Annotated in this window: 9 protein-coding genes; 7 read left to right on the plus strand and 2 right to left on the minus strand. The window is 66.8% G+C overall.

The window, feature by feature from the left end:
- Nucleotides 1–109: 109 nt before the first annotated feature.
- Both DDZ14_RS13105 and glyA read right to left on the minus strand, forming a co-directional pair.
- Nucleotides 110–616: a hypothetical protein gene (locus tag DDZ14_RS13105; protein ID WP_109425441.1), complete on the minus strand. Its 507-nt coding sequence runs from the start codon at nt 614–616 to the stop codon at nt 110–112.
- A gap of 161 nt (nt 617–777) precedes the next feature.
- Complete coding sequence (gene glyA, locus DDZ14_RS13110) at nt 778–2,073, minus strand: serine hydroxymethyltransferase (RefSeq protein ID WP_109425442.1); 1,296 nt, start codon at nt 2,071–2,073, stop codon at nt 778–780.
- A gap of 186 nt (nt 2,074–2,259) precedes the next feature.
- Between glyA and DDZ14_RS13115 the strand changes: the two genes are divergently transcribed.
- The 7 genes from DDZ14_RS13115 (at nt 2,260) to proS (ending at nt 10,984) form a co-directional block, all read left to right on the plus strand.
- Nucleotides 2,260–3,027 (plus strand): NAD kinase, encoded by a 768-nt coding sequence (locus tag DDZ14_RS13115; protein ID WP_109425443.1) that lies wholly within the window; start codon nt 2,260–2,262, stop codon nt 3,025–3,027.
- Between the two features lie 61 nt (nt 3,028–3,088).
- The gene (locus DDZ14_RS13120) at nt 3,089–4,156 is read left to right on the plus strand and encodes an AI-2E family transporter (protein ID WP_109425444.1); all 1,068 of its coding nucleotides are present in this window, start codon (nt 3,089–3,091) and stop codon (nt 4,154–4,156) included.
- 3 nt (nt 4,157–4,159) lie between these two features.
- Nucleotides 4,160–4,846: a DnaA ATPase domain-containing protein gene (locus DDZ14_RS13125; RefSeq protein WP_109425445.1), complete on the plus strand. Its 687-nt coding sequence runs from the start codon at nt 4,160–4,162 to the stop codon at nt 4,844–4,846.
- Nucleotides 4,847–4,887: 41 nt separating this feature from the next.
- Nucleotides 4,888–7,065: an RNA degradosome polyphosphate kinase gene (locus tag DDZ14_RS13130; RefSeq protein ID WP_109425446.1), complete on the plus strand. Its 2,178-nt coding sequence runs from the start codon at nt 4,888–4,890 to the stop codon at nt 7,063–7,065.
- A 46-nt stretch (nt 7,066–7,111) separates the two neighbouring features.
- On the plus strand, nt 7,112–8,677 hold the full coding sequence (locus tag DDZ14_RS13135; RefSeq protein ID WP_109425447.1) for a Ppx/GppA family phosphatase: 1,566 nt from the start codon (nt 7,112–7,114) through the stop codon (nt 8,675–8,677).
- Nucleotides 8,678–8,732: 55 nt separating this feature from the next.
- Complete coding sequence (locus DDZ14_RS13140; protein WP_109425448.1) at nt 8,733–9,533, plus strand: crotonase/enoyl-CoA hydratase family protein; 801 nt, start codon at nt 8,733–8,735, stop codon at nt 9,531–9,533.
- Between the two features lie 101 nt (nt 9,534–9,634).
- The gene (gene proS, locus DDZ14_RS13145; protein WP_109425449.1) at nt 9,635–10,984 is read left to right on the plus strand and encodes a proline--tRNA ligase; all 1,350 of its coding nucleotides are present in this window, start codon (nt 9,635–9,637) and stop codon (nt 10,982–10,984) included.
- Nucleotides 10,985–11,238 lie beyond the last annotated feature (254 nt).

Here is an 11,238-nt window from a genome sequence, read left to right on the forward strand (position 1 = left end):
GCCCGACAAGCACCTCAACCTGCCTCAGTTTCGTGACAATCTCCTCAGGCTTGTGCCGCTTCGTAGCCATTCCGGTCCTCCGTTTTCCTAAACATTACGGCGGACCACTTTAGTGGGGGAAGATCACTAGACTGCCCGGTTCGCGCAGAATTCTCGCGTTGAATGCCTGCTGTGTCCGTGTTCTCGCCTCTGATCGTAGAGCATAATAATAAAGAACATTGTCTGACAAGACCAACCCCAATTCAGAGAAGTACTCCAAGCAACCCATGGATGCGGCGCAATCGCGATAATTGTCAATACGTACTAACCCACACCTGCCCAGTCCCTTGTCTTTCAGACGCAGCAACGCCTGATACGAGCGGTTCGCAGCCGCCCTTTGGGTTAAGTCCGGCCTGACCTGCCGCATGGCCTCACCTAGCTGCGTGTACGTCCTGGGGCCGTCCCTGAGCGCGGCCAGAACGATCCGCTTGGTCTCGCCCCGCCGCAACGGGCTGTCCTGGTAATAGGCGGGCGGCTTAACACCCCGCATGTCCAGCAGCACGTCCGCCAGCTTGCCTTGGATTCCGCCCTGCTTTCTCAGCGCCAGCAGCGCATTGTCTATCGTCTTGTCCTGCATGGGGGAAGACTAGCGCAAGAGGTTGGAAGGCCGTAGGATTTCCTTGGTGCGCTTGATACATAAGGCCGGATATTTGGAGCAAGAAGAAAGCGGGGTTGCGCCGGCACGCCCGGCGGTGCGCGTGCGGCGCGGGGGACGTCCCGCGCCGCCGCGGCGGTGTGTCAGAGCGTTTCGTAGATCGGAAAGCGCGCGCATAGGTCGAGGGCCTTCGCCTTCACCGCCTCTTCGACGGCGCTGTTGCCGTTCTCGCCATTGGCGGCGAGCCCGTCCACGACCTCGACGATCATCCGGCCGATCTGGCGGAACTCGGCCTCGCCGAAGCCCCGCGTGGTGCCCGCGGGCGTGCCGAGCCGCAGCCCCGAGGTGACGGTCGGCTTTTCGGGATCGAAGGGGATGCCGTTCTTGTTGGCGGTGATATGGGCGCGGCCCAATGCCTTGTCGGCCTGGTTGCCCTTCACGGCCTTGGGCCGCAGGTCGACCAGCATGACATGGGTGTCGGTGCCGCCGGTGACGATGTCGAGACCGCCCTTCATCAACTCGTCGGCCAGCGCCTGGGCATTGGCGACCACCTGTTGCTGGTAGGACTTGAACTCGGGACGCAGCGCCTCGCCGAAGGCCACCGCCTTGGCGGCGATCACATGCATCAGCGGGCCGCCTTGAATGCCGGGGAAGATGGCCGAGTTGACCTTCCTGGCGATCTCCTCGTCATTGGTCAGGATCATGCCGCCGCGCGGGCCGCGCAGTGTCTTGTGCGTGGTGGTGGTGGCGACATGGGCATGCGGGAAGGGCGAGGGGTGCACGCCCGCGGCCACGAGCCCGGCGAAATGGGCCATGTCCACATGCAGCCAGGCGCCGACCATGTCGGCGATTTCGCGGAACCGGGCGAAGTCGATGTGCCGCGGGATGGCCGAGCCGCCGGCGATGATGATCTTCGGTTTGTGCTCCCTGGCCAGCGCCTCCACCTGGTCGTAGTCGATCCGGCTGTCCTGCTGGCGCACGCCGTACTGAATCGCGTTGAACCACTTGCCCGACTGGTTGGGCGCCGCGCCATGCGTCAGATGCCCGCCCGAGGCCAGGTTCATGCCCAGGATCGTGTCGCCGGGCTGGATCAGCGCCTGCATCACGCCCTGGTTCGCCTGGCTGCCGGAATTGGGCTGCACATTGGCGAAGCCGCAGCCGAAAAGCTCCCTGGCGCGCTCGATCGCCAGATTCTCGGCCACATCGACGAACTGGCAGCCGCCGTAATAGCGCCGTCCCGGATAGCCTTCCGCGTATTTGTTGGTCATCACCGAGCCCTGCGCCTCCATCACGGCGCGGCTGACGATGTTCTCGGAGGCGATCAGCTCGATCTCTTCGCGCTGGCGGCCGAGCTCATCGGTGATGGCGCCGAAAATTTCGGGGTCGCGGGTGCTGAGCGGTTCGGTGAAGAAACCGGTGGAGCGGTGCGGAGCGTTCATAGGCGGGACTCCTTTTGGAGAATGGGAGGGATAAACCAATGATCGGCTGTTTAGCGCAGCAGGGGCGCTGTCAAAACCCTGAAAGCGACCACGGCGGCGATATGCGCGCCATATCGCGGGGCTTGCGGGCCTTGTGTTTCCGATAGTCGCAGGTGAAGACTGGCAGGCATGAAACGGGGATTGCCGATGGCCGAGAGACGCCGGATTGCCTTCATGGCAAGCAATGTCGATATTGCCCAGGCCGCCGAGGCGCGCCTGACGGCGCGCTACGGCTCGGTCGCGCCGGGCGACGCGGAGGTGATCGTGGCGTTGGGCGGCGACGGGTTCATGCTGCACACGTTGCACGACACGCAGGCGATCGACGCGCCGGTCTACGGGATGAATTGCGGCACGATCGGCTTCCTGATGAACGAATATGCCGAGGACGAACTGCTGGAGCGTCTGGCGGAAGCGGAACTGGCGACGATCAATCCGCTGCGGATGCAGGCCGAACACGCCGACGGGCGCGTGACCGAGGCGCTGGCGATCAACGAGGTGTCGCTGCTGCGCGCCGGTCCGCAGGCGGCGCGGCTGCGGATCAGCGTGGACGGCAAGATGCGCATGGAGGAGCTTGTCTGCGACGGCGCGCTGGTCGCCACGCCGGCCGGGTCCACCGCCTATAACTACTCCGCCCACGGGCCGATCCTGCCCATTGGCGCGGATGTCCTGGCGCTGACCGCGATGTCGGCCTTCCGGCCGCGGCGCTGGCGCGGCGCGCTGCTGCCCAAGACCGCCCATGTGCGCTTCGATGTGCTCGACCCGGTCAAGCGCCCGGTGATGGCCGATGCCGACAGCCGCAGCGCGGGCATCGTCACGGCGGTCGAAATCCGCAGCGCCGCCGACGTGACGCATGAGATCCTTTTCGATCCCGGCCACGGGTTGGAGGAGCGGCTGATCCGCGAGCAGTTCACGTGAGGCGGGGCTTGCAAATCGTGCCTCTCGCGGCCAGATAACGCGCGCAGACGAGGGGAGAGATATGGGCCTGCCGGTTCAGCAACAGGCGAAATACTGGGGGATCGCTGCGGCGATCTTTCTCGGTCTGCTGTGGTTCCTGGGCGACGTGATCCTGCCCTTCCTGGTGGGTAGCGCGATCGCCTATTTCCTGGACCCGGTGGCCGACCGGCTGCAACGGATGGGGCTGGGGCGCACGCTCTCGACAGTGGTGATCTCGCTTGCCGCGATCTTGGCCTTCGTGGTGATCGGGCTGCTGGTCATCCCGCTTCTGGTGCAGCAGCTCGGCGACCTGATTTCCGCCGCACCGCGACTCTCGAGAAGCCTTCAGGACTTCCTGTCGGAACGTTTCCCCGCGCTGGTCGACAGCGAATCGGTGCTGCGCCGGTCGCTCGACGGGCTGGGAGAGACGATTCGTTCCAAAGGGGGAGAGTTGATCAACGGCGTGCTGGCCACGGCCGTGTCGGTTATCAGCGGGCTGGTCTTCCTGGTGGTGGCGCCGGTCGTGGCCTTCTACATGCTGCTCGACTGGGACAACATGGTGGCGCGGATCGACGATCTGCTGCCGCGCGACCACGCCCCGGTGGTCCGCCGCCTGGCGGGCGAGATCGACGCGGTGCTGGCCGGTTTCGTGCGCGGCCAACTTTCGGTCTGCCTGATCCTGGGTACCGCCTATGCGGTGGCGCTGATGGTGGCGGGGCTAAATTTCGGGCTGGTGGTGGGGCTGGTGGCGGGGCTGCTGACCTTCATCCCCTATGTTGGCTCCATCGTCGGCGGCACTCTGGCGATCGGACTGGCGCTCTTCCAGTTCTGGGGCGACCCGCTGATGATCGTCGCGGTTGCGGCGATCTTCGCCGCGGGCCAGATGATCGAGGGCAATCTCCTGACCCCCAAGCTGGTCGGCGGCTCGGTCGGACTGCACCCGGTCTGGCTGCTCTTCGCGCTTTCGGCCTTCGGGTCGCTCTTCGGCTTCGTGGGGATGCTGGTGGCCGTGCCGGTCGCCGCGATGCTGGGCGTGCTGACCCGGTTCGGGGTGGAGCAGTACAAGGACGGGCGGCTCTACCGCGGCCTGTCGGGCGGCGGCGAGGGCTGATCCATGGGCCGCCAACTCGCCTTCGATCTGCCCGTGCGGCCGGCGCTGGGACGCGCCGAGTTCTTCGTCTCGCCTGCGAACGCGCTGGCCGTCCATGCGGTGGACGGCTGGGCGGGCTGGCCGCTGGGCAAGCTGGTGCTGACCGGGCCGCCGGGTTCCGGCAAGACCCATCTGGCGCATGTCTGGGCCGCCGAGGCGGGGGCGCGCATCGTCGCCGCGCGCGATCTGGCGGGCATGGACATCCCCGCGCTCGCTGCGGCGCGCCGCGTCGCGGTCGAGGACGTGCCGGACATTGGCGGCGACGCCGCGGCCGAGGAGGCGCTTTTCCATCTGCACAACCTGCTGGCCGAGGCGGGCGGGCGTCTCCTGCTGACGGGTGCGGGCCAGCCCGCGCGTTGGCCCATCGCGCTGCCCGACCTAGCCAGCCGCGTACAGGGGGCGTCGGTTGCGACGCTCGAGGCGATGGACGACCAGCTTCTGACCGCGCTTCTGGTCAAGCTCTTTGCCGACCGGCAGCTCAATGTCGGCCACGGCGTGATCGCCTGGCTGGTCAGGCGTATGGAACGCTCCTTCGCCGAAGCGCGGCGGATCGTGTCGGAGCTGGACCGCCGGGCCTTGGCCGAGAAGCGCAAGGTCACGCGGGATATGGCCGCCGCCGTGGTGGACAATCCCGGCGATGAAGCGCAATAACTGTCATCGTTTTGTCACGTCCCCGACCGATAAGGCACCGCATGGTGGATGCAGATTTCCTGAAGGCGCCCTTCGCCACCGCCGTCGAGCTTCCGGCGGACGAGACCGAGGGCCCGAAACGCTTCTTCAACCGCGAGCTGAGCTGGGTCGCGTTCAACTGGCGTGTGCTGGAAGAGGCGTCCAATCCCAGGGTGCCGCTGCTGGAGCGGCTGCGCTTCCTGTCGATCTCGGCCACCAATCTCGATGAATTCTACACCGTGCGCGTGGCCGGTCTCTGGGAACTGGCGCGCGCCGGCAACACAACGCCCGCCGCGGACGGGCTGAGCCCGGCCGAGCAGCTTATCCTGATCGACAAGGATGCGCGCGAACTGATGAAGACGCAGCAGGATGCCTGGATCACCCTCAAGGCGGAGATGGAGGAGGCCGGCATCAGCCTGCTGGCCCGCGGGGACATGACCAAGGCCGACCGGCAGGAGATGGAGAGCCATTTCCTAGACAAGGTGTTCCCGGTTCTCTCGCCGCTGGCGATTGACCCGGCGCATCCCTTCCCCTTCATCCCCAATGCCGGGTTCTCGCTGGCGCTCCAGATGGAGCGCAAGGCCGACGGGCGGCTCTTGCAGGCGCTGCTGCCGATCCCTAACCAGATCGACCGTTTCGTGGCCCTGCCGGACGGCCCCGAGGGCCAGCACCGCTTCCTGCCGCTGGAGGAGCTGCTCCTGCAGCATCTTGGCGATCTCTTTCCCGGCTACACCGTGAAAGGGCATTGCGCCTTCCGGGTGCTGCGCGACAGCGACCTGGAGGTGGAGGAGGAGGCCGAGGACCTGGTGCGCGAATTCGAGACCGCGCTCAAGCGCCGCCGCCGGGGCGAGGTGATCCGCCTCACCGTCTCGGCCGGCGCGCCCGAGAAGCTGCGCTGCCTGGTGACCGAGGCGCTGCATGTCAGCGACGGCGAAGTGATCGAGATGGCCGGGATGATCGGTATCGCCGATGTCAGGGAACTGGTGATCGACGCGCGGCCCGACCTGCAATGGCCTTCCTTCACGCCGCGGGTGCCGGAACGGGTGCAGGACCATGACGGCGACATGTTCTCGGCCATCCGGCAGAAGGACATGCTGCTGCACCACCCCTACGAGACCTTCGACATGGTGGTCCGGTTCCTCGCGCAGGCTGCGCGCGATCCGGACGTGGTGGCGATCAAGCAGACGCTCTACCGAACGTCGCGCGACAGCCCGATCGTCGAGGCGCTTTGCGAGGCGGCGGAGGCGGGCAAGTCCGTCACCGCGCTGGTGGAACTCAAGGCACGTTTCGACGAGGCGGCGAATATCCGGCAGTCCCGCCGGCTGGAGCGCGCGGGCGCGCATGTGGTCTATGGCTTCATCAACTACAAGACCCATGCCAAGATCAGCACGGTGGTCCGCCGCGAAGGCGAGAACCTGGTGACCTATTCGCATTTTGGAACCGGCAATTACCACCCGATCACTGCGCGCATTTATACCGATCTGAGCCTCTTCACCTGCGATCCGGCGCTGGGCCGGGACGCCACGCGGGTCTTCAACTATGTCTCGGGCTACGCGACCCCCGCGGCGCTGGAGAACCTGGCGATCTCGCCGCTGACGCTCAAGACGCGGCTGATCGAGAGTATCGAGGCCGAGATCGAACATGCGCAGGCCGGCCGCCCGGCGGAGATCTGGGGCAAAGCCAATGCGCTGGTCGAGCCCGACGTGATCGACGCGATGTACCGCGCGAGCCAGGCGGGGGTGCGCATCCACCTGGTGATCCGCGGCATCTGCGGGCTTCGGCCCGGCATCAAGGGCCTGTCGGAGAACATCCGGGTGAAATCCATCGTCGGCCGCTTCCTGGAACATTCGCGCATCATCTGCTTCGGCAACGGTCACGGCCTGCCGTCGAAGAAGGCGCGCGTCTACATGTCCTCGGCCGACTGGATGGGCCGCAATCTCAACCGCCGGGTGGAGACGCTGGTGGAGATCACCAACCCCACCGTGCATGCCCAGATCATGAGCCAGATCATGGCCGCCAACCTGGCCGATCAGGCGCAAAGCTGGGTGTTGCAGCCCGACGGGCGCTTTCTGCGCCACGATGCGGAGCCGGGCGCGCATCTCTTCAACTGCCATCGGTTCTTCATGGAGAACCCGTCACTTTCCGGGCGCGGCTCGGCCGGGGCCAAGGACGCGCCCAAGCTTGCCCATTCCAGAGATTGACGCGCCCGCGCCCGTCAGGGCAGGCTGCGTCACGCGGAGGACGGTCATGGATGGCGCATCGGACGGGCATCGCGGCAACGGCGGCGGCATATTCGACAAACCCCTGTTCGAGGACCCGTCCGCGCGGGCACTTTCGCGCGTTGGCGTCGTGGATGTCGGCTCCAACTCGGTCCGTCTAGTCGTCTTCGACGGCGCCGCGCGATCGCCCGCCTATTTCTACAACGAAAAAATCCTTTGCGGGCTGGGCACCGGGCTGACGCAGACCGGGCGGCTCCATGCCGAGGGGCGGGTGCGCGCGCTGGCGGCGCTGCGCCGCTTCGCCGCCGTGGCCGAGGCGATGGACATCGCTCCGCTGACCGGCGTGGCCACCGCCGCCGTGCGCGAGGCCGAGGATGGCCCGGATTTCTGCGCCGAGGTGGAGCGCGAGACCGGCCTGAAGCTCTGGGTCGCAAGCGGCGAGGAGGAGGCGCGGCTCTCGGCGCAGGGCGTTTTGCTGGGCTGGCCGGGCGCGCGCGGGCTGGTCTGCGACATCGGCGGCGGCTCGATGGAACTGGCGGAGCTTTCGGGAGGCGATACCGGGCGCTGCCTGACCAGCCCGTTGGGACCGTTTCGCCTGGAAGCCGTTCCCGGCGGCAAGAAGGGGCTCAAGGCCTATCTCAAGGCCACGATGGCCGATCTTCGCGCGCGGATGGATGGCGAATACGGCACGCTCTACCTGGTCGGCGGCTCCTGGCGGGCGATCGCGCGGCTCGACATGGAGCGGCGCAATTATCCGCTGAAGGTGCTGCATGAATACGCGATGACGCCGAAATCGGTGCGCGATGTCGTCAAATGGATCGAAAAAACCGATCTGGACGCCGCCCGCGCCCGCACCGGTACCTCCGCAGAACGCATGCGGCTCGTTCCGACGGCTGCGCAGGTGCTCAAGGTGCTGGTGCAAACATTCAAGCCCAAGCGCATCGCGATCTCCAGCTATGGCATCCGCGAAGGGCTGCTCTACGGGCAGATGCCCGAGCGGCTGCGCGCCCGCGATCCGCTGATCGAGGCGGCGCGTTTCGCCGAGGCGACCTCGGCCCGGATGCCGGGCTTCGGCAAGACGCTCTACCGGTTCCTCCAGCCGCTCTACCGCAATGCGCGGCCCGACCGGCTGCGGCTGGTGCGCGCGGCCTGCCTTCTGCACGATACCACCTGGCGCGCGCATCCCGACTATCGCGCCGAGGTCTGTTTCGACAATGCCACCCGCACCAACCTTGGCGGGCTCAACCATGCCGAGCGTGTCTTCCTGGGTCTGGCGCTGCTGCATCGCTACAAGAACTCCCGATCCGAGAGTTTCGATGCCGTGGCGGGGCTTCTGAGCCCGCGCGTGGTGCAGGAGGCCGAGGTTCTGGGCAAGGCGATGCGTTTCGGCGCGATGATCTCGGTCAACCGGCCCGAGGATATGGGTCAGCTCAGATACTACCCGAAGAAGAAGGTGCTGGAGCTGGTGGTGAACCCCGCTTCCGAGGATCTTTTCGGGGAGGTGGTGATGGCGCGCTTCGCCTCGCTCGCCGTGGCGCTGGGCTGCGAGACGAAGGTCTCGAAACGCCGGGTGCCGCCGCCCCGGCAGGCTTGACCGCGCCGCCCGTGCGGCGTCTGATCGGGCAGCGCCGCGATCGGGAGGGGAACGCATGCCGGACAAGCTGGTACTGGTCGAGCACGCCGAGGATCCGGTCGCGCATGTGCGCCTGAACCGCCCGGCCAAGAAGAACGCGATGACGCTGGAGATGATGGACGCGCTGGTGGAGGCCGGACGCGGCCTGATGCAGCGCCCCGGCTTGCGGGCGGTCATCCTTTCGGGGGCGGGCGGGGATTTCTGCGCCGGGCTCGACACCGGCGCACTGATGGGCATGGCCACGCAGATCCACGCGCTGAAGGCACAGATGCTCAATCCCGCGCCGGGCGAGCTTGCCAACCGCTTCCAGCTTCCCTGCACGATCTGGTCGGCCCTGCGCGTTCCGGTGATCGCGGCACTGGATGGCGTCTGTTTCGGGGCCGGCGCGCAGCTCGCGCTGGGCGCCGATTTCCGGATCATGGCGCCGGGCGGGCGCTTCTCGGTGATGGAGGCGAAATGGGGCCTGATCCCGGATATGGGCATCACCCAGTCGCTGCCTGCGCTCGTGTCCGCGGATCGCGCCAAGGAGCTGATCCTGACCGCCCGCGTGCTCGATGCGGCGGAGGCGCAGGAGGCGGGCCTGGTGACGCGGCTGGCCGACAACCCGTATATGGCTGCGCGGGAGCTGGCGGACGAGATCGCCGCGCGCTCGCCCGACGCGGTGGCCGCGGGCAAGCAGCTTGTCGATGCGGTGTGGGGCCGGGACACGGCGGGCCTGCGGCTGGAGGCGGAATTGCAGGCCGCGCTGATCGGCGCCCCCAATCAGGTGGAGGCCGTGATGGCCAACATGCAGCGCCGCGCGCCCGTCTGGAAATAGCGCTCGCCGCGGGGCCGCGCGGAAAACCGGGTCTTGTCCGCGGCCTGTGGCTCGCCTAAACCGCCCCCTAGCCGTTTCACACTGTCCGAAGGACCCAAGCGATGCGCCTGTCCCGTTACTTTCTGCCTGTCCTCAAGGAAAACCCCGCCGAGGCGCAGATCGTCAGCCACCGCCTGATGCTGCGCGCGGGCATGATCAAGCAGGCGGCCTCGGGCATCTATTCCTGGCTGCCGCTGGGCTACCGGGTGCTGCGCAATATCGAGCGGATCGTGCATGAGGAACAGCAGCGCGCGGGCCATATCCCGATGCTCATGCCGACGCTGCAATCGGCCGATCTGTGGCGCGAGAGCGGGCGCTACGACGATTACGGCGAGGAGATGCTGCGCGTCACCGACCGGCACGGGCGCGACATGCTCTACGGACCCACCAACGAGGAGCTGATCACCGACATCTTCCGCTCCCATGTCGGCAGCTACCGCGACCTGCCGCTGACGCTCTATCACATCCAGTGGAAATTCCGCGACGAGGTGCGCCCGCGTTTCGGCGTGATGCGCGGCCGCGAATTCTACATGAAGGACGGCTACAATTTCGACCTGACCGAGGCCGACGCCAAACACGCCTATAACCGCCATCTGGTCAGCTACCTGCGCACCTATGAGCGCATGGGGCTCCAGGCGATCCCGATGAAGGCCGAGGGCGGGCCGATCGGGGGCGACTACACGCATGAATTCCTGGTGCTGGCGGAGACCGGCGAGTCCGGCGTCTTCTACGACAGCGAGATCACCGATCTCCGCTTCGGCCACCGCGAGATCGACTATGACGACGCCCCGGCCTGCCAGGCGGTGCTGGAGGAGTTCACCTCGCGCTACGCGCGCACCGACGACACCCATGACGAGGCGGTGTTCAACGAGCGCGTGCCCGAAGCACGCCGCCGGCAGGCACGCGGGATCGAAGTGGGGCAGATTTTCTATTTCGGCACCAAGTATTCCGAGCCGATGGGCGCCACCGTGGCCGATAAGGACGGCAACCGCGTGCCGGTCCACATGGGCAGCCACGGCATCGGGGTCAGCCGTCTCACCGGCGCGATCATCGAGGCCAGCCACGACGACAAGGGCATCATCTGGCCCGAGGGTGTCACGCCCTTCCATTGCGGGATCGTCAACCTCAAGCAGGGGGACACCAAGGCCGACGCGGCCTGCGAGGCGCTCTATGCCTCTGTCGCGGCACTGGGGCTGGAGGCGCTCTATGACGACACCGAGGAACGCGCGGGCGCGAAATTCGCCACCCAGGACCTGATCGGTCTGCCGTGGCGGATCACGGTCGGCCCGCGGGGGCTTAAGAACGGCGTCGTTGAACTGACCAGCCGCCGGACCGGCGAGAGCGAGGAAATGCCGCCCGCGGCCGCCATCGAACGGATCGCGCAGGTATACGGCAAGGCGGCTTCTATCTGATCCGCAACATATGGTCTTGGGCGGAGATACGTCTTTTGCCGCCCGCGCGGATCAAGGCCGCAGACCGCCCCGACGGGCTGGCGATATCGTGACGCCCGGTCAAAGCCTCGATCATTTTCGGATGCAACTGGGATAAAGCGCGCGGCTCAGGCGTTGGATCGCCATCCCGCGATCTGGCGACCGCTCGGCTCGTCTCCGGGCGGGCCAGTGCCCGAAAGAGCCGTCGACACTGGGCCTGCCTCTGGGGCGGGCTG

Source organism: Maritimibacter sp. 55A14, from assembly GCF_003122205.1.
Lineage (GTDB): Bacteria > Pseudomonadota > Alphaproteobacteria > Rhodobacterales > Rhodobacteraceae > QEYE01.

Excerpts from the sequence above, each read along its gene's own strand:
- DDZ14_RS13115 (WP_109425443.1), top strand. The coding sequence starts at position 2,260 with ATGGCCGAGAGACGCCGGATTGCCTTCATGGCAAGCAATGTCGATATT.
- DDZ14_RS13120 (WP_109425444.1), top strand. The coding sequence starts at position 3,089 with ATGGGCCTGCCGGTTCAGCAACAGGCGAAATACTGGGGGATCGCTGCG.
- DDZ14_RS13105 (WP_109425441.1), bottom strand. The coding sequence starts at position 616 with ATGCAGGACAAGACGATAGACAATGCGCTGCTGGCGCTGAGAAAGCAG.
- proS (WP_109425449.1), top strand. The coding sequence starts at position 9,635 with ATGCGCCTGTCCCGTTACTTTCTGCCTGTCCTCAAGGAAAACCCCGCC.
- DDZ14_RS13140 (WP_109425448.1), top strand. The coding sequence starts at position 8,733 with ATGCCGGACAAGCTGGTACTGGTCGAGCACGCCGAGGATCCGGTCGCG.
- DDZ14_RS13130 (WP_109425446.1), top strand. The coding sequence starts at position 4,888 with ATGGTGGATGCAGATTTCCTGAAGGCGCCCTTCGCCACCGCCGTCGAG.
- DDZ14_RS13135 (WP_109425447.1), top strand. The coding sequence starts at position 7,112 with ATGGATGGCGCATCGGACGGGCATCGCGGCAACGGCGGCGGCATATTC.
- glyA (WP_109425442.1), bottom strand. The coding sequence starts at position 2,073 with ATGAACGCTCCGCACCGCTCCACCGGTTTCTTCACCGAACCGCTCAGC.
- DDZ14_RS13125 (WP_109425445.1), top strand. The coding sequence starts at position 4,160 with ATGGGCCGCCAACTCGCCTTCGATCTGCCCGTGCGGCCGGCGCTGGGA.